Source organism: Streptomyces griseomycini, from assembly GCF_014203535.1.
Lineage (GTDB): Bacteria > Actinomycetota > Actinomycetes > Streptomycetales > Streptomycetaceae > Streptomyces > Streptomyces griseomycini.
In genome coordinates this window covers 179,301-200,409 of record NZ_JACHJI010000009.1, presented here as the reverse complement: position 1 = coordinate 200,409, position 21,109 = coordinate 179,301, and the positions used below count along the sequence as shown (strand labels likewise).

The following is a 21,109-nucleotide window of genomic DNA, read 5'->3' as shown; positions in this document are numbered from 1 at the left end:
GAGCGGGCCGGGAGCGGGAGCGGTACCGGATCAGTCGGCCGCCTGTGCACGGCGTTCGCGGTGCGCGCCTGCCGCTGCCAGGAGGATGGTGTTCCAGTAGTCCACCCGGTCCTGGCGGCCACGCTCCCAGCGCCCGAGACCGAAGCAGTCCTCGAGCAGCAGGTACAGCAAGGTCTTCGTGACGGGGGCGTCGTTGCTTCCGCCGCGCCTGCCGTCGTTGAAGTCGCTGCGGAAGGCCTTGTTGAGGAGGACGGTGTTGTTCTCGCGGTCCAGGTCGAAGAACTTGTCACCGGGAAGGGAGACCCAGGAGAACGCGATGGGCTCCTCACCCGGCTTCTCGGGCAGCTCCTCCTTGACGACCCGCTTGATCTTCGGGTCTATCCCCTTGCCCGGGAGCGTCACGGGCTTGCGGACGATCTCCGTGCGCTTCGCGCCCTCCCGGTAGGCGGCCTCGGCGTCGCCGAGGAACCCGTGGAAGGTGTTTCCGGAGGCGTCCACGGCCTTCTCGACGCCGAGCGTGAAGGCGGGCGTGACGGTGACGCTCTCCTTCTTCACGTCGAGGCTCAGGACGCTGTTCTCGTGGGACGGAAGGTCGACGGCCACGCGAGCGAGAGCGAGGTGACCTTCGGGATTGCGGAGACCGTTCCAGCCGCCGGCCTGGACGAGGCGGTCGTTGCGGTAGAAGTAGAAGCCCTGGCGGTCGGCGAGGGACCCGATCTGCCGGAAGCCGGCCTGCTTCGACTTGGCGGGCCAGATGTGCGCGGTCAGTCGTACGTCCCCCAGGCCCTCCACGGGGGCCGTGAACGTACGGGGGTAGCCCGCCTTCCCGGGCACCTTGTAGCCGAAGGGGTCCAGCGCCTCGACGGCGATGTGGTCCACCTCCTCGCCGAGCCGGCCCTCGCCGCTGCTCACGTCCCACACGGCGATGTCGAGCTTGAGGCCGTTCTGGAGGAACCGGTGCAGGTAGAGGCCGAGGTGCGTCTCCAGACGCGCGATCGCCTTGGACAGGTAGTGGTCGCTCTGGCCGGTCGTCACCGTCTCGAAGGCCCGCACCTGGTCCCAGCGCACGATCGTGCCGTGCCACTCGATGATGCCGTCGTACCGGTCCACGAGTTCCTGTGCGTAGCGGGGGTCGACGGTGTCACAGCGGAAGCCGTCCTCGATGCCCTCCGCGGTGAGACGGCGCCCCGCGGCACGGCTGCGCTTGGTACGGCTGACCACGGTCAGCGACGACGCGTGGGACAGCGAGGCGGCCTTCAGGCCCGTGCCGTACATGCCGAGGGCGCTCTCGCCGTAGTCCCGGCGCCGGCCCACCGTCATGGCGGCGTCCAGGCCCGCGTCGTCCATGCCCCTGCCGTTGTCGATGATCAGGAGGGTGAGGATGCGCTTGGCGTCACGCAGGAAGTGCACGACGATCTCGTCGGCGCCGGCGTCGATGGAGTTGTCGATCAGGTCGGCGATGGCGACCTCGAAGCCGTAGCCCTGGTTGGTCAGGGCCTTGCCGTAGCCGGCGTCCGGGGGCAGATGGGCGCTGCCGGTCGTGGGGACCTCGTACTGCCAGACGGTGCCGGGCTCGTAGGTCATCGTGCTTCCTCGTGTACGCAGGTCTGGGCCTGCTCAGCGTGTGACGGCCCTCCGGATCGGTTGGTCTGTGTGACCGTACTGCAAAGGTCGGACATAGAGCCGGTTGGGTCGCGAGGTGGGGAGTATTGGTCCCGAATCTTCCGATAGGCGATGCCTGATGCACGGGTGGGAAGGCGAACTCCTTCGCGTATGTCGGACGAGTGTGTTGCGCATCGCAAGGGGGCTGGGCACGGGCGTGCTTCACGCTGCGGAGCATGACGGGCAGGCGTGGCAGCGCGGAGTCACAACCGGCCCCCGCCCGTACCGGGGCGGGAACCCGTGGTGCTCCGGTCGCCGTGGTCGGGGATGTGGCAGAGACTGGAATCCGGATTCTGTCCAGGAACGCACCCGGAGCGCAGGAGAGTGGGACCCGTCCGTGCGTCACCGCCCCGCGAAAGGCGGTGGTTTCGATGGCTGCCTGCCGCACTGATCCTCGGCGTGTTCGTCCTCGACCTCCTCACCCCGCGAGGCGTGAGGGTGTTCCCCCTGCTGGCGGCCGCCCCCGTGCTGGTCGCGCCCTGGTTCTCCCTGGCCGGGACGATCGCCACCGGCGGGGCGGCGTTCCTCGCCGCGGTGATCCTGCCGCTGGTGAGGGGCAGGCTGCCGTTCGGCGTCGACGACGTCGTCCCGTTCTCGACGTTCGTCACCCTGACCCTCCTGGCCGCGGTCTTCAACCGGATGCTGGCCCGTGAGCGGCGGCAGCTGAAGAACGCCCGCGAGGTCGCCGAGACCGTCCAGCGCGCGATGCTCCCCTCCCCGCCCGGACGGATCGGGCCGCTGGCCGTGGCCGTCCGGTACGAGGCCGCCGCGCGGGAAGCCGCCATCGGGGGCGACCTGTACGCGATCCGCCCCACTCCCCACGGCGTCCGGCTGATGATCGCCGACGTCCGGGGCAAGGGCCTGGGCGCGGTCCGAACCGTCAACGCGCTGCTGGGCACCTTCCACGAGGCCGCCCTCCGCGCTCCGGACCTGCCCGGTGTGGTCCGCTGGCTGGAGGACCGGGTGCGGGAGGCCAACGTCGCCGAGGGCGGGACGGGACTCGAGACGTTCGCCACCGCCGTCGTCGCCGAGTTGTCCGGCGACGGCTCCGTCCTGCGCATGGCCAACCGGGGACACCCGGCGCCGTTGCTGGTCCACCGCGGCCGGGCCCGCCCGCTGGAGCCGGGCACGCCCTCACTGCCGCTGGGCCTGGCCGACCTCGGCGTCCCGGACGGCCCCCCGGACGTCCCCGTCGACCGGTACGACCTGCCCGAGGGGGCGGTCCTGCTGCTGTTCACCGACGGCGTCGTCGAGGCCCGCGACCACCGCGGGGTCTTCTACGACCCCGTCCCGCGGCTGTCCCGCCCCTTCCCGCCGGACCCGGACCGGGTGCTGGACGCCCTGCTCGCCGACCTGTACCGGTACACCGCGGGTCACCTCGGCGACGACGTCGCGCTCCTCGCCGTCGGTCTGCCCCCCGACGCCGACGACGGCCCCGCCCGTCCACCGGAGGGAACCCGCTCGGCGTAGGGGCCCTTCCGGACCCCTCACGGGAACGCCACCGCCCCCGTCGCCACCCCGAACAGCACGAAGAAGATCCCCCGGGTCGTGTCGGCCGTGGCCGAGCAGGAGACGTTCCCCGGGCGGCCGTCCTCGGTGTGGACGACCACCACCCGGCGCGGGCCCCTCGGGTCGTAGCGCAGCACGACCGGGACGCCCCGGCGGAGGGGGTGCGTCTCGTGGTCGAGGGGGGTGCGGCGGTAGGTCCGGGTGGCGGGGCCCGGGGCCGCGTCCGCGTCCCGGCCGCGCGGGTCCGCGGCGACCGCGTGGCCGGGAGGAGGCCGCCGCTCAGGCGCGGGCGGCCCAGCGGGTGAGCATCGCGGTGGCCTCGGCGCGGTCCGCGGCGGGGAGGGCGGCGATCTCGGTGTGGTGGTTGGCGCCGGGCACCCACAGGACGCGGGAGTCGTGGCGGCCGGGCGGGAAGGGCTCGGCGACCGAGGGGTCCTGCGTCCCGTTGACGAACAGCAGGCGGGCGCCGCGGCGGCGGACCCAGCGGTCGACGTCCGGCATCGCGTCCGGGTCGAAGCGCAGGGGGACGTCGCGGGGGACGAAGGAGCGCGGCTCGGTGGCGCCCGGGTGGCGCAGCAGGTCGTCCAGGTGGGCGGTGGGGACGTCGAGGTAACCCATCTCGGTGCCGAGCTGGTACCAGTACGGGACGTACGCGCGGGCGACCGCGTCGGTGTAGAGGGCCAGGCCCGCGGTGTCGTCCAGCCAGGCGTAGAGCTGGTCGGCGGTGGCGTCCGGGCCGGGGAGGGCGGCGCGGTCCGCCGCGCCGCCGCCGTTCTGCCAGAACATGAAGGGGGCGCGCAGGACGGCGATCTCGAACGCCTTGTCGGCGCTGCCGACGATGCGGAAGGCGGTCCCGGCGGCGGCCGTCTCGGCCTCGTAGCGGGCGACCAGTTCCGCGCGGTGCAGCAGGAGCCGGCGCTGGGCGTGCTCGATGGCCTCGCGGTCGGCGGCCGTGCCCACGGTCCCCAGGAAGCGGAGGTAGGCGGAGTCGTCGCGGTCGTCGACGTTGTTCGGGGCCGCGTAGGCCACGGTGCCGTCCACGTCGTGGGGGTGGAAGCGGCGGTGGTAGACGCTCGCCATGCCGCCCTTGCTGCCGCCGGTGGAGATCCACGCGCCGGGGTAGAGCCGGCGGAAGGTGCGGACGACGCGGTGGTGGTCGTCGGCCGCCTGGCGGATCGTCAGGTAGGAGTAGTCGTGGGGCCGGGGGCGCGAGGTGCCGAAGTAGCGGTGCTCGGCCTGGAGCTGGTTGCCGCCGAGGAGGACGGCCGGTTCGGTGAGCCGGGGCGTGAGCACGGCCTCGTACCCGGTGGTGAACAGGACGGTGGGGCGCTCGGCGGACGTGTGGAGCAGGGTGAGGCGCTGCTCGAACGTGCCGGCCGAGGGGTCGGTGTGGTCGACCGGCTGGCGCAGTCCGAGCACGAAGAAGCGGTACCCCGGTCCGGCGTCCGGCCGTTCCTCCACGATCCGCACCCCCGGCAGGGAGGCGATGCGCCGCACGACGTCGTCGTCGGCGGGTGCGGGCGGCGTCCCGGTCAGGGCGCGGGCCGGTGCGGACGCCGCCGCGGCGAGCCCGGCCGCCGGGGCCGCCGCGGCGGTCGAGAGCAGCAGGCGTCGTCTGGTCCAGAGGTGCATCGGGTGTCCTTCCCTCGGCGTCGGCTGCCCTCAGTACAGCCGCCGCCGTGGTGCGGAAGGGTCCCGTGCGCGGGGGATCCGTCTCCCCCGCGCGGGGGAGGGCCGGGGCCGGTCACCCCGCCCCGTGGCACTCCCCGTACGCGCGGCCCGACCCGCACCAGCACGCCGCCCCCCGCTCCGGCGGCCAGGCGACCGCCCGGCCCCGGGCCGCCAGCGTCGTCGCGTACTGCGGCAGCAGCGCCGCGTCGCCGGGCGTCGCCCCCTCCGACGCCGCGAAGGCCTCGTACGACGGGACCGTGCCCGTGACGACGCCCAGGTTCGGCGTGCCCGACGCCGCCAGCTCCCGCAGGGCCGCCTCTATGGCCGCGAGGTGCTCCCCGTAGGACGGGTACTCCTCCGCCAGGGACGGGTACGCCTCCGTCAGCTCCGCCAGCTCGTCCGCCGGCCAGTGGAGGATCGCCACCGGGAAGGGGCGGGACAGCGCCTCCCGGTACGCGCCCAGCTCCGCCCGCAGCCGCGTGATCTCCGCCTGGAGCTCCGCCGGGTTCTCCGAGCCCAGGGACCACACGCGCTTGGGGTCGTGGAGCTCGTCCAGGGTGATCGGGAGGGTGTGGACGGAGTCGGCCAGGGCGTCCCACCCGTCGTGGGCCGCGCCCAGCATCCTGCGGACGCGGTGGCGGCCGAAGAGGAGGGGGCGGGTGGCGCGCGGGGGCTCCGCCCCGTCGGTCAGGAGCAGGCGGACCGCCTGCGTGAACGTCTCGTGCGCCTGCTCCAGTTCGTCGTGGGCCTCCAGGGCCTCCGCGACGATCACCCAGGGGGCCGGGTCGCGCGGGGACGCCGTGCGGATGCCGTCGATGATCGCGCGGGCCTCCGCCTCGTGGCCGTACTCCCAGAGGTTCGAGGCCTTCAGGGCGCGGACCAGGAAGGGGTTGTCCAGCCCGGTGCCGGTGGCCAGCAGGCGGTCGTAGAGGGCGGTCGCGGCGGGGCGGTCGCCGGCCAGTTCCCGGTGGGCGGCGGCCCGCAGCAGCAGGGCCTCGGCGTCCTCGGGGTACAGCTCGGCGGTCCGCTCCAGGCGTGCCGCTTCGGAGGGGTGGTCGACGTTTTCGGCGGGCGTGTCGGGGCGCATGGGGGACACCGTACTGCCGTCCGGTGACAGACGTGAGGGAGCGGCGGGCCCCGGGGCGCCCCGGTCCGTACGGGGAACGTCCCCTCCGGGAACCGTCCGCCGGTCCCGGACGTTGGGGGTGTGCCGGGATGTGGTGTCAGGGAAGGAAAGGGAGGGGAGGGCGAGTGATCCGTCGTCGGACGAACCCGCGTTCCGCCGTCCCCGCCGTGCTCCTCCCGCTGCTCCAGGTCGTCCTGCTGGTCCTGTCGGACGCCGGCGGCCTCTCCGCCGGTGTCGCGCTCGCCGCGACCGCCGCGGCCGGTGCCGCGCTCGTCACCTGTGCCCTCGTCGCCGCGCGCAGCGCGCCCGTCGTGCCGCCCACCCGGGTGCGCACGGCCATCCGCGACCGTGACCGGCGCACCGCCTTCCTGCCGCAACGCGATCCCGACGCCAAGGGACGCACCCGGCCCCGGGCGCCCGGACGCGCCCTCCCGGCGACCGTCGCGTAGGGCACCCGGAACCCGTCCTCACCTCCGTCCACCGCGCCCCGCGTGGGTCGTCACGCCGTCGTTCCCCTCTTCCCTTCCGTCCCGGTGCGTCCGGGACCCCCGGCACGACGAGACCCCCGGAGGGCTCACCCATGTCCGTCTTCGCCAGCCTGGTCGAGCAGCTGGCCGACCTGCTCCGGCCGCTGTTCGGCGCCTCCGCGGCGGCCGCCGCGATCGTCCTGTTCACCGCGCTCGTACGACTCCTCGTCCACCCCCTGTCCCGGGCCGCCGCGCGCGGGCAGAAGGCCCGGGCCGCACTCCAGCCGAAGATCGCCGAGCTGCGCCGCAGACACGGCAGGAACCCCGAGAAGCTCCAGAGGGCCGTGCTGGAACTGCACGCCCGGGAGAAGGTGTCCCCGCTGTCCGGGTGCCTGCCGAGCCTGTTCCAGCTGCCGGCGTTCTTCCTGCTGTTCCACCTGTTCTCCAGCGAGACGATCGGCGGACGGGCCAACGAGCTGCTCGGGCACGAGCTGTTCGCCGCGCCGCTGGGCGGGCACTGGGCCGACGCGCTGGCCGACGGCGGGGCGTTCGGAGGTCCCGGACTCGTCTACGTCGGGCTGTTCGCGGTCGTCACGGTCGTCGCCTTCTTCAGCTACCGCCTGTCCCGGCGGATGACGGCCGCCAACCCGGCGGTGTCCGCCGCGGGCGGGGGCGAGCAGGTGCCGGGGATGGCCGCGGTGACCAGGGCGATGCCCTTCATGTCCTTCCTGACGCTGGTCACCGTGGCGGTGATGCCGCTGGCCGCCGCGCTGTACGTGGTCACCAGCACGACGTGGAGCGTGGCGGAGCGGGCCGTCCTGTACCGGTGAGGGGACCGGTGGAGGGGCCACCGGTGAAGAGCCGCCGGTGGGAGGGGCCGCCGGTGGCGGTCCGGTGCCGCGCCCGCGGTGGGTCCAGTACGTGAACGGGGTCTTGCGGAGTGGACGTTCGCCTTGGAGGATCGACCAGTCCTCCGATGGCTGTGCGCGCTGGCCGCACCCGGGCCGTGGGCATCGGCGGGCCCGCGATCGAGGGAGACGTGATCATGAAGCTGCTGCGAGTCGGTACGGCGGGACAGGAGCGGCCCGCGCTGCTCGACGCCGACGGGACCCTGCGTGACCTCTCGGGTCTCGTCGCGGACGTCGACGGGGCGCTGCTCGCCGACGAGGCGGCGCTCGACCGGATCCGGGCCGCCGCCGGCACCGGTGAGCTGCTCGCGCTGGACGAGACGGGACTGCGGATCGGACCGCCGCTGGCACGGATCGGCAAGGTCGTCTGCATCGGGCTCAACTACCACGACCACGCACGCGAGACGGGCGCTGAGCCGCCCGCCGAGCCGGTGGTCTTCTTCAAGGCGCCGGACACGGTCGTCGGCCCGAACGACACGGTGCTGGTGCCGCGCGGGTCGGTCAAGACCGACTGGGAGGTCGAACTGGCCGTCGTCATCGGGCGTACGGCGCGGTACCTGGAGTCGGCGGAGGAGGGGCTCGCGCACGTCGCCGGGTACGCCGTCGCGCACGACGTCTCCGAGCGGGAGTTCCAGATCGAGCGGGGCGGGACCTGGGACAAGGGCAAGAACTGCGAGACCTTCAACCCGCTCGGGCCGTGGCTGGTGACCGCCGACGAGGTCGCCGACCCGCAGGACCTGTCCCTGCGGCTCTGGGTCAACGGGGAGCTCAAGCAGGACGGCACCACCGCCGAGCAGATCTTCCCGGTGGGCGAAGTCGTGCGCTACGTCAGCCAGTTCATGACGCTGTACCCGGGGGACGTCATCAACACCGGTACGCCGGCGGGGGTGGCGATGGGGCATCCGGAGCCGAAGCCGTTCCTCCGGGCGGGGGACGTGGTGGAGCTGGAGATCGAGGGGCTCGGGCGGCAGCGGCAGGAGCTCGAGGACGCGTAGCGCTCCGCCGGGGAGCCGGGCGACCACGGGGCGGCGTCCGGCTCCCCGCGCTGCCTCTCCCGCATCCATAACACGGTGTTATCGCCAAGCGTTAGTACCCCGTTCGGGGTTCCTCCGGGATTCTGGGCGTGCCCATGACGAACTTGCCGTCGGCAGGCGGCGGTTCGTCGTGGGCGCGGCCCACGGGGCCGCCGACCCCCACACGCACACGTCCAGGCGACGTGTCTCCCCGAATCGAGGAACCTTGCGCATATCAAGGCTCGTTCCCGCCCTCGCCGCAGCGGCGGTCTCCGTCCTCGCGCTTCTCGTCCCCACCGCGACCGCGACCGCGGCGCCGGCACCCCCGACCACCAAGGCCCCGCAGCCCATCATCGGCGGCGGGTACGCCTCCAGCGGACCCTGGGCCGCCCGGCTGTTCTCCAACGGCAGGGAGACCTGTTCGGCCACGATCATCGCCCCGACCTGGATCCTCACCGCCAAGCACTGCGTCACCGGCGGCGGACTGTCGTTCCGCATCGGCAGCCTGGACCAGCACAGCGGCGGCACCGTGGCCAACGGCGTCCAGACCCACACCCACGGCGCGGACCTGGCGCTGGTCCGCCTCGACCGTTCCGTGTCGGCGACCTACGCCAGACTCGGGCAGCCGGGCACCGTGCGCGCCGGCCAGAACGTGCAGGTGTACGGCTGGGGCGCCACCTCCCGGTGCGGCTCGGAGGCCAACTGCCAGTCCCGCTACCTGAAGGTCGCCAACGTCACGGTCACCGGCGGCTGCAGTGACGCCTACGGCGGCTCCGCCATCTGCGCCCGCCGGGGCGACGGCATCACCGCCGGCGGCGACTCCGGCGGCCCGATGATGGCGAACGGCGTCCAGGTCGGCGTCGCCTCCACCAGCGACCGCCAGACGACCACGGCGTACACCAACGTGACGGCGTACCGCTCCTGGATCCAGTCGATCGCCGGCGTCTGAGCCGTTCCCGCCCCCGTGCGGACACCGGGCCCTCGCCGCGCCGCGGCGAGGGCCCTCCACGGCGGGGCGGGCCTCAGCCCGACGCGGCGGGCCCGCGGTCGGCCAGGAACCGCTCCAGGGCCTCCACCACGAAGCGGTGGTCCTGGAGCTGGGGCAGGCCGGAGACCGTCACCGCGCCGATCACGCCCACGCCCTCGACGGTGATCGGGAACGAACCGCCGTGCGCCGCGTACGTGTCCGGGTCGAGCCGCGAGGACTCCTCGAACGTGGTGCCCTTGGCCCGGTGCCGGGCGCCCACCAGGTAGGACGCGCAGCCGTAGCGCTCCACGACCCGGCGCTTGCGGGCGATCCAGGCGTCGTTGTCGGGCGCCGAGCCGGGCAGCGCCGCGTGGAAGAGCTGCTGGCCCGCGCGGTGGATGTCGACGGCGACCGGGGCCTGCCGCTCCCGGGCCATCTCCACGAGCAGCGAGCCCAGCGCCCAGGCGTCGTCGTGGGTGAACCGCCGGAAGACCAGGCGGCGTTCCTGCGCCTCCAGCTCCTCCACGCTCGGGGCGGGCTCCGGCCGGCCGGCGGCCTGGTGGGTCCGATCGGTGGTCACAGCGTCACCGTCACCTTCTCGAGGGCCGAACGGCGGGCCGCCTCCAGCACGTCCAGTGCGGCGGCGGCCTCCAGCGCGGTCACCGGGTTGGGGCCGCCCTCCCGCAGGGCCTTCGCCACGGCCGCGTAGTAGGCGGGGTAGTCGCCCGGCAGGGTCGGCTCGGGGCGTCCGCCGCCGGTCACCGGGGACTCCCCGGAGCCGACGCGGCCCCACAGCTCCTCGGGCTCCGTGCCCCAGCCGGCGTCCGCCGCGCCGGGACGCCGGCCCTCGCGCAGGGCGGCCTCCTGCGGGTCGAGGCCGTGCTTGACGTAGCCGGCCTTCGAGCCCAGGACGCGGAACCGCGGGCCGAGCTGGGCCGTGGTCGCGGAGACGTGGAGGTGGGAGCGGACGCCGTTCGCGTGCGTGAGCGCGATGAAGGTGTCGTCGTCGGTCTGCGCGCCGTCGCGGCGGACGTCCGCCTCGGCGTAGACGGCGGTCGCCGGACCGAAGAGGACGAGGGCCTGGTCGACGACGTGGCTGCCGAGGTCGTAGAGCAGACCTCCGATCTCTGCGGGGTCGCCCGACTCCCGCCAGCCGCCCTTGAGCTGCGGCCGCCAGCGCTCGAAACGGGACTCGAAGCGGTACACGTCGCCGAGCGCGCCCTCGGAGAGCAGCTTGCGGAGGGTGAGGAAGTCGTTGTCCCAGCGGCGGTTCTGGAAGACGGAGAGGAGCAGGCCGCGCTCCTCGGCGAGCGCCGCCAGCTCGCGCGCCTCGGCCGCCGTGCCGGCGACGGGCTTGTCGACGACGACCGGCAGACCGGCCTTCAGGGCGGCGCCGGCGAGCGGGACGTGCGTCCTGTTCGGCGACGCGATGACGATCAGGTCGAGTTCGTCGGCGCGGCCGAACAGCTCGTCCGGGGTCGCGGCGACACGGACGTCCGGGAACGCGGTGCGGGCCTGCTGCTGCCGCTCGGGGTTCGAGGTGACCACCGTGTCGAGCGCGAGGCCCTCGGTCGCGGCGATCAACGGGGCGTGGAACACGGAGCCCGCGAGGCCGTAGCCGACGAGGCCGACGCGGAGGGGGGTGCCAGTCATGGCACTACTTTCGCAACGCTGTTGCCAAAGTGCAAGCAGAGGAGAGAATGGGCGGGTGAACAGGACCAACGGCGGGGGGATGCGCAGGGCGACCGGTGGGGTCAACCTGCTCGCCCTGCGCAGCCACAACACCGCGCTCGTGCTCGACCTGCTGCGGACGGCGGGTCCGGAGGGCATCAGCCGGCTGGAACTCGCCGAGCGGACCGGACTCACCCCGCAGGCGGTCAGCAAGATCACGGCCCGGCTCCGGGAGGACGGCCTGGCGGCGGAGGCGGGGCGCCGGGCGTCCACGGGCGGCAAGCCGCGGACGGTCCTGCGCCTGGTGCCGGAGGCGGGCCACGCGGTGGGCGTGCACCTGGACCGGGACGAGCTGCGGGCCGTCCTGACCGACCTCGACGGGACGGTGGTGGCCCAGCGGCGGGCTCCGCTGGACCTGGGCGCCGGGGCGGAGGCGGTGCTGGCGCGGGTGGCCGGAGTGGTCGGGGCGCTGGGGGACGGGGCCGCCGCGCGGGTGCGTTCCCCGCTCGGCGTCGGGGTCGTGCTGCCCGGGCCGCTCGATCACGAGCGGGGCGTGCTGCACCGGGTGACCGGGTTCCCCGAGTGGGACGGCTTCCCGCTGCGCGACGCGCTGGCGGAGCGGCTGGGGTCGGTGCCGGTGGTCGTCGACAAGGACACCAACGCGGCGGCGCTCGGGCTGGCGGTCGGGGGAGAGGGCGGATCCTTCGCCTATCTGCACCTCGGTACCGGGCTCGGGGCCGGGCTGGTGATCGGGGGCAGCGTGCACCGGGGGCCGCGGACCGGGGCGGGGGAGTTCGGGCACCAGGTGGTGCAGCTGGACGGGCCACCCTGCGGGTGCGGTGACCGGGGCTGCGTGGAGGCCCTGTGCCTGGGGGCCGTGGAGCGGGGCGACACGCAGGAGGCGGCACGGGTGCTGGGCGTCGGCGCCGCGAACCTGGTGGGCCTGCTGGACATCGACCGCGTCCTGCTCGGCGGCCGCACGGTCGAGGCGGACCCGGAGGCGTTCGTGCGCGGCGTACGGGCCGTGCTGGACGCGCGGGCCCGGCGCACGGGGGACGCGCCCGTACCGGTACGGGTCGCCTCCGGCGGCGGGCACGGGGTCGCCGAGGGCGCGGCCCAGCTGGTGCTGGCGCCGGTGTTCGGGCGCGGGGAGGGGTGAGGAGGCGGGCGCGAGACGGGGCGAGAAAGGGAGGGAGAAGGGCCCTCCGTCGGGAGGGAGCCCCTCGCCCCGGGCGGAGGCACACTTCCCGGAGCGGCGGACGGCCCCGGCTCCTCGGCCGGACGGGCGGAGCCGTGCCCCGGTCGGACGGGTCCGGGCGGGTGCCGGCGGGCGGAGTCGCCGGCCGTCCGGCAGGGTCATGTGTCCATGCGACTCTGCACGCCCGCGTCCCTCTGCCTGGCGGCGGCGACGGCCGCCGTCCTCCCCGCCGCCGCCCCGGCGCGCGCGGAGGCCCCGCTGCCCGCCTGCGCCTCCGCCGGGGACCGCGTCTTCCCGCTCACCACACGCCTCCGTGACGGCCCCGCCTCCTACACGGCCGGCGGCGGATCCGGGACCTGGTACCTGGAGCTGACCAACACCACCGGACGCTCCTGCACCGGCATCCACCCCGTCGTCGTGCTCGTCGACGAGGAGCGGGCGCTGGAGCCCTCGCAGCCCCGTCTGGAGTTCCACGACGGGAAGCGGTCCCACCTCGTCCGGTTCGAGAGCACCGACCGGGACGAGCTCGTCGGCGCCTTCGCCGACGAGGACGCGGGCTTCCCCGGGTTCACCGTCGCACCCGGCGGGACCCTCACCGTGGAGGTCCGCCTCGCGGTCGCTCCGGACGCCGTGCCCAACGAGGTCACCGCCAACGCCGCCGTCGTGCAGCGCCACGAGGACGACGGCGACTGGGTCGGCCAGTCGAACGACTACCGGTTCCGCATCACCGCCGCCGCTCCCGCGAGCCCCGCCCCGCCGACCCCTCACCGGCCCCGCCCCGACGCCTCCGACGCTCCCGGCACCGACGTCCGCACCCCCGCCGAGCCCTCCGGCCCCACCGACCCCGCCTCCCTCCTCTCCGCCGCCCCCGGCACCGCCCCGCCCGGCCGCCCCCTCCCCGTCCCCGGCGAACTCGCCGGCACCGGCTTCCGCTCCCTCCACGCCCTCCTCACCGCCGCGGCCGTACTGCTCACCGGCGCCGGCGCCGTGCTCCTGGCCCGCGGCCGCCGCTGACCGGGCGGCAGCCGTCCGCGGGCATCCCCGCGTGGACCACCCGGAGGTCCAGGATCCCGCCGCCCCGTCCGCTCCGGCGCCGCCGGGCACGGCCCCGTCACCGGCGCCCCGCCTCGCCCTCGAGGAGCCGGCGGACGGCGTGGAGGTCCTCGAGCCCGACGGGAACGACACCGGGAAGGACCTCGCGCCGTACGCCGACACCTGGAGGGAGGCCACCGGAAGCCGGTCCGGTCCGGACCGTTCCGCCAAGATCCGGGCTCTGTTTAGGCTGGGGCGCACGCAGGACCGCGTACGGCAGGAGATCCCGCACATGGCAGACCGCAAGCCCATCGAGTCGTGGCTCACCGACATGGACGGGGTGCTCATCCACGAGGGCGTACCGATCCCCGGAGCCGACGCCTTCATCAAGAGGCTCCGGGAGTCCGGCAAGCCCTTCCTGGTCCTCACCAACAACTCCATCTACACCCCGCGCGACCTGCACGCCCGGCTGCGCCGCATGGGCCTGGAGGTGCCGATCGAGTCCATCTGGACCTCCGCCCTCGCCACCGCCAAGTTCCTCGACGACCAGCGCCCGAACGGCTCCGCGTACGTCATCGGCGAGGCCGGCCTGACCACCGCGCTGCACGACATCGGCTACGTCCTCACCGACCACGAGCCGGACTACGTCGTCCTCGGCGAGACCCGCACCTACTCCTTCGAGGCCATGACCAAGGCCGTGCGGCTCATCAACGGCGGCGCCCGTTTCATCTGCACCAACCCCGACGAGACCGGCCCCTCCACCGAGGGGCCGCTCCCGGCGACCGGCGCGGTGGCCGCGCTGATCACCAAGGCGACCGGCAAGCAGCCGTACTTCGCGGGCAAGCCCAACCCGCTGATGATGCGCACCGGGCTCAACGCCATCGGGGCCCACTCCGAGAGCAGCGCGATGATCGGCGACCGCATGGACACCGACGTCCTGGCCGGCATCGAGGCCGGGATGCAGACGTTCCTGGTGCTCACCGGCCTGACCCTGCCGGAGCAGGTGGAGAACTTCCCCTACCGGCCGTCCAAGGTCGTGGACTCCATCGCGGACATCGTCGACCTGGTCTGACCGCACCGCGCACCACCCGGCCCCGGGCTCGGACCCCCACCGCCCGACGGGCCACCCGTACGGAGCAATCGGGGCACCGCGAGGATGCGGTGCCCCGAGGTGCGGGGGACGCTCCAGGTGACTGGAGGTTCACGATGGGTTCCCTGCGGCTCGCCCTCTGCACCGGCGCCCTGGCCGCGGCCGCGTACGCGCCGACGGCGTACGCGGCGGGCGGCGAGGGCGTCTCGGTGGTTCCGGCGGCTCCCGCGCCCGGCTCCGAGGTCACCCTCGAGGTGGCCGGGTGCACCGGGCGGACGGCGGTCGCCGTCTCCCCGGCGTTCGTCTCGGACGCACGGCTCACCGTCGCCGGCGACGTGCTCGTCGGCGAGAGCCGCGTCCGGTCCTCGCTCACCGCGGGGACGTACGGCGTGAGGGTCGACTGCGGCGGGACCGAGCGCACGGGCACCCTCGAGGTCGCCCCCGCCTCCGCCCCCTCCGGACGACCCACCGCCTCCGCCCCCTCCGGGCGACCGGCCGCCCCCGCCGTACCGGTCACGCCGGCCTCGCCCGTCGCCCCCGTCGACGCCGGCGGCGGCGCCACCGCGCGCATGGCCGCCGGCACCCCCCGCGAGGGCGGGCCCGGCACGGCCCAGACGGTGATCGGACTGGCCCTCGTGGCGGCCGCGGCGGTGGCCGTCGTACGCGACCGCGTCCGGCGGAGCGGCGGAGCGGGCTGACCATGACGGAGCAGGAGCGTTCCCCGTCGTCCGGCACCGGGCGGTTGCTCGCCGGCGCGGCCTGGCTGGTGCTGCTGCTGGGACTGTGGCTGTGGGGCCGCGAGACGACCGGCGTCCCGTCCGGGACCTCCGGGCCCACCACGGGCGACATGGCGGCCGCCGGACGCCCGCCCCAGGTCGAACTGCCCCCGGCGCACCGCCCCTTGGGCACCGCGCCGCCGCAGCGCCTCGACATCCCCGCTCTCGGCGTCCGGGCACCGGTGATCGCCCGCGGCCTGGACGGACGCGGGGCGCCCGAACCGCCGCCGTTCGACCTGCCGGGCGTGGTCGGCTGGTACGCGGACGGGGCGGCGCCGGGAGCGGCCGGCACCGCGCTGATGGTGGGGCACGTCGACACCGAGACCCGGCCCGCCGTCTTCCACGAGGTGGGCACGCTGCGGCCCGGCCAGGGGATCAGGGTGGTCCGCGCGGACGGCGGGGTCGCCGAGTTCACCGTCGAGGACGTCCGGGTCGTCGACCGGGACGACTTCGACGCCCGGCAGGCCTACGGGCCGCGCCGCGCCGGCCGGGCGGAGCTCCGGCTGGTCACCTGCGGCGGCAGCTTCGACCGGGCGAGCGGCCACTACACGGCCAACGTGATCGTCTCGGCGTACCTGACCGGGACGACGACCGGGGCGACGGCCGGGACGCCCACCGGGCGGGTGACCGGAGCGCCGGCCGGAACCGCGACCGCGACCACCCGTTGAGCACCCGCGCGGCGGCCCGCGCGTCACCCGGCCGGGTCGGCGGCCCGCTCCCTCCCCGAGGCCGCCGGCCGGGCTGTAACAGCCTGCGGACAACGGAGGGCTCGGCCTCGTGGGGGCCGCGGGACGTATGTCAGGATTGGGGCTCGGAACACTTGGAACAAGTGCACCCAAGGGGGGTTGGATGTACGACAGCAGGGGGGTCGGCGCGTTCGCCGGGAGGCGGGCGTCCGCAGTGGCGCTGGGGGCGGCGCTGCTGATCACGGGGTGTTCCTCCTCCGACGACAAGGGGGGCGGGTCGGGGAGGACCGCCGACGCGGGGATCACGCAGCAGCCGAAGGAGTCCGACCCCTTCTGGGTCAACCCGGACGGCACCGCCGCACAGCAGGTCGCCGCCCTGGAGAAGGCCGGCAAGGAGGCGGAGGCCCGGCAGATCCGCAAGATCGCCGAGCAGCCGGTCGGCGAGTGGATCAGCCCGGAGAACCCGGAGGAACAGGCCCGCGGCTTCACCGAGGCCGCCGACGAGGCGGGCCGCACCGCGCTGCTGGTCCTCTACAACATCCCGCACCGCGACTGCGGCCAGTACTCGCAGGGCGGAGCCGCCGACGGCGACGCCTACCGCGCCTTCGTCGACGGCGTCGCCAAGGGCATCGGGGACCGGCCGGCGACCGTGATACTCGAGCCCGACGCGGTGCTGCACCTGGTGGACGGCTGCACCCCGGAGCAGTTCCACGAGGAGCGCTACGACCTCCTCAAGGGCGCCGTCGCCAAGCTGAAGGGCCTGGAGAACACCAAGGTCTACCTGGACGCGGGCAACGCCGGCTGGGGCAACCCCGACCAGATCTTCGAACCGCTCAAGCGGGCGGGCATCGACCAGGCAGACGGCTTCTCGGTGAACGTCTCCAACTTCTACTCCACCGAGGACTCCATCGCCTACGGCAAGCAGCTCTCCGCCAAGGTCGGGGGCAAGCCCTTCGTCATCGACACCAGCCGCAACGGCAACGGCCCGTACACCGGGGGCGCCGCGGACGAGCGCTGGTGCAACCCGCCCGGCCGCGCGCTCGGCGAGACCCCGACGGTGAAGACCGCGGACCCGCTGGTCGACGCCTATCTGTGGGTGAAGCGGCCCGGCGAGTCGGACGGCGAGTGCAAGGGCGGGCCCAGGGCGGGCCAGTGGTGGGCGGACTACGCGCTGAAGCTCGCCAGGGCCAGCGGCTGATCCCCTCGGGGCGAGGACCGGAGGGGACAGGGAACAGGGAGCGAAAGGGAGAGGGCGCCCTCCGCACGGAGGGCGCCCTCTCTTTTCCGTCCTGCCGCGGGATTACGGCACCTGGACCCACTGGGCCTTGCTCGGCGTGCCCTCGGCGTCGGTGACGAACAGCATGTACCAGCCGGCCTGGACCAGGTTCCGGCTCTCCGGCACCGTCACGGTCAGCTTGTCGCCGTCGGCCTCGAAGTCCAGCGCGATCGACCGCTGGTCCACGTCGGTGACGTGGGTCGAGGCGCTCGGCCGGATCAGCCGGGCGCTCTTGACGCGCGCGGCGTCCTTCGAGGTGAACGTGGACGACTCACCGCGCTCGATGGTCTTCGGCCCGCCCGACAGCTCGGGCTGCTCACGGTCGCCGTACAGGTACGGCGGCGTGTAGATCTCGATGCGCTGCTCGAACTTGCCCGGCTTGGTGTTGGCCTTGTCCGCGAACAGCGAGTCCGAACCGAAGAACATCACACGGCCGTCGGGCAGCAGGATCGAGCCCGAGTGGTAGTTGCGGCCCACCAGCGGGTCGGCGACCCGCTTGAACTCGTTCTTGTCCGTGTCGTAGATCCGCGCCTCGAGGATGTTGGAGTCGCTGCGCCCGCGGTAGTCCTCCGAGCCGCCGGAGACGAGGATGTCGTCGTTCGGCAGGATCGAGGCCTGCGGGTAGCGGGTGCCCTTGTCCAGCGAGGGGCCGTCGACGAACTTCGGGTCGTCGGCCTTGAGGTCGACGATGCGGGTCTTCTCACTGGCCAGCCGGGACTCGCCGACCCCGCCGCCGCCGATCACCATGTACTTCTCGTCCTGTGCCGGCGGCAGCAGCACCGTGGCGGACGTCTCCAGCATGTTGGCGTCGCTCATGCCGGGGATCTTGGTGAACTTGTTGGTCTCCACGTCCCAGACGCCGGGGTCGCGGCCCACGTCGTCCGGCCCGTAGCCCGCGTTCGAACCCGAGTAGAAGACCTTCCCGTTCTGCATCAGGAACAGCGCCGGGTACGTCGGGAACTGACGCTCCTTCTCGGTGTACGTCCACTCCTTGGTCTCCGGGTCGTAGACCTCGTTCTTGCCCGGGACCAGCTGGCCGATGTCGTCGAGGCCGGAGACGCTGAGGATCTTGCCGTCGCTCAGGGTGGTGAGCGTCGGGTACCAGCGGGCCTCCTTCATCGGGTCGACCTTGATGTACTTCTCGGCGACCGGGTCGAACTCGTAGGCGTCCCGGATGCCCTGGAAGTCCTTCTTGTCCAGGGCGAGCTTCTCGGCGATGCCGTACGTGTTGCGCGCGTCGGCGCCGGTGAGGCCCTGCACCCTGTAGTTGTCCTGGGTGCCGGTCTCGTACTTGGCGCCCTCCTTCTGCGCCTCGACGTAGACGCGGCCGTAGCCCGGGGTGTTGCCCAGGAACTCGCCGGTCTCCTTGTCGAACTTCTTCTCGGCGCGCGGGATGAGCACCGGGTCCTTCGAGACGAAGGTCTTGCCGTTCTCCTTGCCCGTGAACTTCGTCCCCGCGGGCAGGGTCATCGGCTTGTCGGGGTTCTCGTTGTGGACGATCATCAGGCCGCCGGCCTTCTTCACGTCGCCCTTGAGCTTCTCGTACCGCTTGGTGCCGCCCGCGATCAGCAGGTTGCCGTTGGCGAGCTGGGTGTGGCCGGTGCAGAACAGGTCGGTCGGCGTCGGGACCTTCTTGATGGTCCCCTTGACCGGGTCCCAGATCCGGGTGTCGTACTGCTTCGCGTCGAAGTTGTCCTGGTTGTTGCCCGAGCCCGCGACGAGCAGCACCTTGCCGGTGCGCAGCAGCGCCGCGTGGATGGTGTTCTGCCGGTACTCCTCGGGAAACTCGATGATCTCCCACTTGCCGTTCGCGGCCTTGTACTCCGGCTGGTTGATCTTGTACTGGTGGTATTTCTCGGTTCCGAAGCGGTACAGCCACGGACCGTTCATCCCGGCCAGCGCGAGTACCACCGCCGTGCCTATCGCGATCCGACGGGCGCGACGGCGGCCTGCACGGTCAGTCATTCCTTACGTCCCCCAAGTCCACCAAGGGCGATTTGCATGGTCTGGTCGTTTCCGGGGTTGCCGCCCCCGGGCCCTCCCGGCCCTTCGGGGCCCCCTGGTCCGCCCGGTGCGCCGTGGGAGCCGGCCCAGCTGGGCCGGGCGTGCGGCTGGTGGGGGGCGTGCTGCTGCGGCAGCTCCTGCGTCCGGGGCGCGGAAGCGTCCTCCGGCTGCCGGCCCCCCGCGTGCGCACCGGGCTTCTTCCTGTCCTGGCGCATGCCGTGGCGCCAGGCGAACATCGGCGCCGCGGTGATCAGCAGGGCGAAGGTCGCCCAGATGACCATCGCCGGGTGCGCGTGTCCGTAGACGAAGCCCGCGGCGATGGAGCCGGCGAAGATCAGGATGAAGTACCAGTGGTACCGGAAGGTTCCGAACCAGGTGTCCGGGCTGGCCGAGTCGCCCTTGGGGGTGACCACGAACTTGCTCTTCTTGCGCAGGACGGAGTCGATCAGCGCCTTCGCGTAGAGCGGTGCCGACAGCGCGGACATCACCATGCCGGCCACACCGCCGGATCCCTCCGGCTCGTGCGGCGAGACGTTGTGGCGGCGGTTCCAGACGTACAGGCCGATCTGCAGCGCGGAGGCGTTGCCGTAGAGCATCAGCCAGACGGCCGGGTCGATGTTCACACCCGAGGCGCCCAGGCCCAGGAACAGCGCGCAGCTCAGCGCCGCGAGGATCCAGTTCAGGGCGGACATCGGGTAGAAGATGATCATCATCGTGTAGTTGAAGAGCTTGCTCGGCGGGAGCGAGTACCAGCCCTTCCAGTACTGCTTGAGGATCGTCTCGTACGTCCCCCGGGACCAGCGCATCTGCTGGGTGAAGAAGTCGGTCCAGGCGTTGGGGCCCTCACCGACCGCGAGCACGTCCGGGGTGTAGACCGAGCGCCACTTCCTGCCCGTCGCCGGGTTCTTGGCGCGGTGCATCTCGAAGCCGGTCGCCATGTCCTCGGTGATCGAGTCGTACAGACCGCCGATCTGCTTCAGCGCCTTGATGCGCACCGCGTTGGAGGTGCCCACGAACATGGGCGAGCCGTAGCGGTTGCCGGCCCGCTGGATCAGCGCGTGGAACAGGAACTGCTGCGACTCGGCGGCCTTGGTGACGAAGTTGTCGTAGTTGCCGTACACCTGCGGGCCGATGACGAAGCCGACGTCCGGGTCGCGGAAGAAGCCGAGCATCCGCTCCAGGTAGTTCGGCAGCGGCACGTGGTCGGTGTCGACGGAGGCGAAGAAGTCGTAGTCGTCGCCGTGCGCGTCCAGCCAGGCGTTGTAGTTGCCGTGCTTGGTCTTGGCGCGGTGCGGGCCCTTCTTCTGGTTCCACTTCGCGACGCCCTTGCGGGAGAAGTGGTGCACGCCGAGCCGGGCGCAGACCTCCTTCACCTCGGGGTCGTCGCCCTCGTCGAGCAGCCAGACGTGCATGGTGCCCCGGTGGCGGATCTTGACCGCCGCCTCCAGGGTCTTCGTCACCATCTCCAGCGGCTCCTTGCCGGGCACGAAGGAGGTGAGGAAGGCCACACGGGTGCCGGTCTCCGGCACCACCGGTATCGGGTCGCGGGCGACCAGCGTGGCGTGCGCGTTCGACAGCACGTTCATGCAGCGGAAGAACTCGATCAGACCGATCGAGACGAGCATCACGACGTCGAGGGCGGGCAGCCACTCGAACGCCGGGTAGTCGCGCTCGGTCCAGTGCGAGGGCTGCAGCAGCCACACCAGCAGCACCAGCGACAGCACCGGGGCCGCGGCCAGCATCAGCGCGATGCGGATGCGGTGCGGCTCCTGCGAGATCAGCGAGCGGTACTGGACCTTGTAGGGCTTGTTCGGATCGGGCTGGGTGAGGGGACCCGCGAGCCGGCTGTAGTGCTCGTAGTCGTATCTCGGCAGCGCCTTCTTGATCCGGCGGAACGCGCCCGTGTTCCAGTTCCGATGCGCCGGCACCCTGAGCTGGGTGGTCTGGGACGGGTCGTCGTCCCTGCGGGCGCCCGTCGGCGTCGACGTCATGAGTCATCCCCCCACACGCGGCAGCACCGCGTGTTTCGTCGCTTCCTTCCGTCCGCTCCGGG

The 21,109-nt window shown here is 73.2% G+C and carries 19 protein-coding genes; 11 read left to right on the top strand and 8 right to left on the bottom strand.

Translation table 11 applies throughout. From position 1 onward, the window contains the following. Window positions 1-30: 30 nt before the first annotated feature. Window positions 31-1,584 (bottom strand): ATP-binding protein, encoded by a 1,554-nt coding sequence (locus FHS37_RS25400; RefSeq protein WP_184825209.1) that lies wholly within the window; start codon window positions 1,582-1,584, stop codon window positions 31-33. A gap of 510 nt (window positions 1,585-2,094) precedes the next feature. Here FHS37_RS25400 and FHS37_RS25395 point away from each other — a divergent pair. Next, window positions 2,095-3,132: a PP2C family protein-serine/threonine phosphatase gene (locus FHS37_RS25395; protein WP_229889819.1), complete on the top strand. Its 1,038-nt coding sequence runs from the start codon at window positions 2,095-2,097 to the stop codon at window positions 3,130-3,132. A 17-nt stretch (window positions 3,133-3,149) separates the two neighbouring features. Here FHS37_RS25395 and FHS37_RS25390 read toward each other — a convergent pair whose 3' ends face one another. The 3 genes from FHS37_RS25390 to FHS37_RS25380 form a co-directional block, all read right to left on the bottom strand. Continuing rightward, window positions 3,150-3,308 (bottom strand): hypothetical protein, encoded by a 159-nt coding sequence (locus FHS37_RS25390; RefSeq protein ID WP_184825205.1) that lies wholly within the window; start codon window positions 3,306-3,308, stop codon window positions 3,150-3,152. A 142-nt stretch (window positions 3,309-3,450) separates the two neighbouring features. Then, window positions 3,451-4,803 carry a S28 family serine protease gene (locus FHS37_RS25385; RefSeq protein WP_184825202.1) on the bottom strand — a complete coding sequence of 451 codons (1,353 nt, stop codon included), beginning with the start codon at window positions 4,801-4,803 and terminating at the stop codon, window positions 3,451-3,453. Between the two features lie 112 nt (window positions 4,804-4,915). After that, window positions 4,916-5,929: an SEC-C domain-containing protein gene (locus tag FHS37_RS25380; protein ID WP_184825200.1), complete on the bottom strand. Its 1,014-nt coding sequence runs from the start codon at window positions 5,927-5,929 to the stop codon at window positions 4,916-4,918. A gap of 164 nt (window positions 5,930-6,093) precedes the next feature. On the opposite strand from FHS37_RS25380, the gene FHS37_RS25375 reads away from it, so the two are divergent. The 4 genes from FHS37_RS25375 to FHS37_RS25360 all read left to right on the top strand — a co-directional run bounded on the left by FHS37_RS25375 (window position 6,094) and on the right by FHS37_RS25360 (window position 9,305). Next, window positions 6,094-6,417, top strand: coding sequence for a DUF6412 domain-containing protein (locus tag FHS37_RS25375; protein WP_184825198.1), 324 nt, complete (start codon window positions 6,094-6,096; stop codon window positions 6,415-6,417). Window positions 6,418-6,548: 131 nt separating this feature from the next. After that, window positions 6,549-7,265 (top strand): YidC/Oxa1 family membrane protein insertase, encoded by a 717-nt coding sequence (locus FHS37_RS25370; RefSeq protein ID WP_184825196.1) that lies wholly within the window; start codon window positions 6,549-6,551, stop codon window positions 7,263-7,265. A gap of 215 nt (window positions 7,266-7,480) precedes the next feature. Beyond that, window positions 7,481-8,338 (top strand): fumarylacetoacetate hydrolase family protein, encoded by an 858-nt coding sequence (locus tag FHS37_RS25365; RefSeq protein ID WP_184825481.1) that lies wholly within the window; start codon window positions 7,481-7,483, stop codon window positions 8,336-8,338. 244 nt (window positions 8,339-8,582) lie between these two features. Then, entirely contained in the window at window positions 8,583-9,305 is a 723-nt protein-coding gene (locus FHS37_RS25360) for a S1 family peptidase (protein ID WP_184825194.1), read from the top strand. A 73-nt stretch (window positions 9,306-9,378) separates the two neighbouring features. Here FHS37_RS25360 and FHS37_RS25355 read toward each other — a convergent pair whose 3' ends face one another. Then, complete coding sequence (locus tag FHS37_RS25355; protein WP_184825192.1) at window positions 9,379-9,903, bottom strand: heme-degrading domain-containing protein; 525 nt, start codon at window positions 9,901-9,903, stop codon at window positions 9,379-9,381. Next, the gene (locus FHS37_RS25350) at window positions 9,900-10,976 is read right to left on the bottom strand and encodes a Gfo/Idh/MocA family protein (RefSeq protein ID WP_184825190.1); all 1,077 of its coding nucleotides are present in this window, start codon (window positions 10,974-10,976) and stop codon (window positions 9,900-9,902) included. Before FHS37_RS25350 ends, FHS37_RS25355 begins: the two co-directional genes overlap by 4 nt. 79 nt (window positions 10,977-11,055) lie before the next feature. Here FHS37_RS25350 and FHS37_RS25345 point away from each other — a divergent pair, with 79 nt between their 5' ends. From FHS37_RS25345 to FHS37_RS25320, 6 genes are all read left to right on the top strand, one after another. Beyond that, entirely contained in the window at window positions 11,056-12,153 is a 1,098-nt protein-coding gene (locus tag FHS37_RS25345) for an ROK family transcriptional regulator (RefSeq protein WP_184825479.1), read from the top strand. A 207-nt stretch (window positions 12,154-12,360) separates the two neighbouring features. Further along, window positions 12,361-13,206 carry a hypothetical protein gene (locus FHS37_RS25340; protein WP_221500273.1) on the top strand — a complete coding sequence of 282 codons (846 nt, stop codon included), beginning with the start codon at window positions 12,361-12,363 and terminating at the stop codon, window positions 13,204-13,206. A 310-nt stretch (window positions 13,207-13,516) separates the two neighbouring features. Beyond that, window positions 13,517-14,296: an HAD-IIA family hydrolase gene (locus FHS37_RS25335; protein WP_184825477.1), complete on the top strand. Its 780-nt coding sequence runs from the start codon at window positions 13,517-13,519 to the stop codon at window positions 14,294-14,296. Between the two features lie 134 nt (window positions 14,297-14,430). Further along, the gene (locus tag FHS37_RS25330) at window positions 14,431-15,012 is read left to right on the top strand and encodes a hypothetical protein (RefSeq protein WP_184825186.1); all 582 of its coding nucleotides are present in this window, start codon (window positions 14,431-14,433) and stop codon (window positions 15,010-15,012) included. 2 nt (window positions 15,013-15,014) lie between these two features. Then, window positions 15,015-15,758, top strand: coding sequence for a class F sortase (locus tag FHS37_RS25325; RefSeq protein WP_184825178.1), 744 nt, complete (start codon window positions 15,015-15,017; stop codon window positions 15,756-15,758). Window positions 15,759-15,939: 181 nt separating this feature from the next. Continuing rightward, window positions 15,940-16,974 carry a glycoside hydrolase family 6 protein gene (locus FHS37_RS25320; protein ID WP_184825176.1) on the top strand — a complete coding sequence of 345 codons (1,035 nt, stop codon included), beginning with the start codon at window positions 15,940-15,942 and terminating at the stop codon, window positions 16,972-16,974. Between the two features lie 102 nt (window positions 16,975-17,076). On the opposite strand, the gene glxA is transcribed toward FHS37_RS25320, so the two are convergent. Together glxA and FHS37_RS25310 are read right to left on the bottom strand one after the other, a co-directional pair. Further along, complete coding sequence (gene glxA / locus FHS37_RS25315; protein ID WP_184825175.1) at window positions 17,077-19,017, bottom strand: radical copper oxidase GlxA; 1,941 nt, start codon at window positions 19,015-19,017, stop codon at window positions 17,077-17,079. Continuing rightward, window positions 19,014-21,047 carry a glycosyltransferase family 2 protein gene (locus tag FHS37_RS25310; protein WP_184825173.1) on the bottom strand — a complete coding sequence of 678 codons (2,034 nt, stop codon included), beginning with the start codon at window positions 21,045-21,047 and terminating at the stop codon, window positions 19,014-19,016. Before FHS37_RS25310 ends, glxA begins: the two co-directional genes overlap by 4 nt. Window positions 21,048-21,109 lie beyond the last annotated feature (62 nt).

What these genes read in the sequence shown, in the direction of transcription:
- FHS37_RS25380 (WP_184825200.1), bottom strand. Translation starts at nt 5,929, where the DNA reads ATGCGCCCCGACACGCCCGCCGAAAACGTCGACCACCCCTCCGAAGCG.
- FHS37_RS25370 (WP_184825196.1), top strand. Translation starts at nt 6,549, where the DNA reads ATGTCCGTCTTCGCCAGCCTGGTCGAGCAGCTGGCCGACCTGCTCCGG.
- FHS37_RS25345 (WP_184825479.1), top strand. Translation starts at nt 11,056, where the DNA reads ATGCGCAGGGCGACCGGTGGGGTCAACCTGCTCGCCCTGCGCAGCCAC.
- FHS37_RS25340 (WP_221500273.1), top strand. Translation starts at nt 12,361, where the DNA reads ATGCGACTCTGCACGCCCGCGTCCCTCTGCCTGGCGGCGGCGACGGCC.
- FHS37_RS25320 (WP_184825176.1), top strand. Translation starts at nt 15,940, where the DNA reads ATGTACGACAGCAGGGGGGTCGGCGCGTTCGCCGGGAGGCGGGCGTCC.
- FHS37_RS25400 (WP_184825209.1), bottom strand. Translation starts at nt 1,584, where the DNA reads ATGACCTACGAGCCCGGCACCGTCTGGCAGTACGAGGTCCCCACGACC.
- glxA (WP_184825175.1), bottom strand. Translation starts at nt 19,017, where the DNA reads ATGACTGACCGTGCAGGCCGCCGTCGCGCCCGTCGGATCGCGATAGGC.
- FHS37_RS25350 (WP_184825190.1), bottom strand. Translation starts at nt 10,976, where the DNA reads ATGACTGGCACCCCCCTCCGCGTCGGCCTCGTCGGCTACGGCCTCGCG.
- FHS37_RS25335 (WP_184825477.1), top strand. Translation starts at nt 13,517, where the DNA reads ATGGCAGACCGCAAGCCCATCGAGTCGTGGCTCACCGACATGGACGGG.
- FHS37_RS25385 (WP_184825202.1), bottom strand. Translation starts at nt 4,803, where the DNA reads ATGCACCTCTGGACCAGACGACGCCTGCTGCTCTCGACCGCCGCGGCG.
- FHS37_RS25365 (WP_184825481.1), top strand. Translation starts at nt 7,481, where the DNA reads ATGAAGCTGCTGCGAGTCGGTACGGCGGGACAGGAGCGGCCCGCGCTG.
- FHS37_RS25325 (WP_184825178.1), top strand. Translation starts at nt 15,015, where the DNA reads ATGACGGAGCAGGAGCGTTCCCCGTCGTCCGGCACCGGGCGGTTGCTC.
- FHS37_RS25310 (WP_184825173.1), bottom strand. Translation starts at nt 21,047, where the DNA reads ATGACGTCGACGCCGACGGGCGCCCGCAGGGACGACGACCCGTCCCAG.
- FHS37_RS25330 (WP_184825186.1), top strand. Translation starts at nt 14,431, where the DNA reads ATGGGTTCCCTGCGGCTCGCCCTCTGCACCGGCGCCCTGGCCGCGGCC.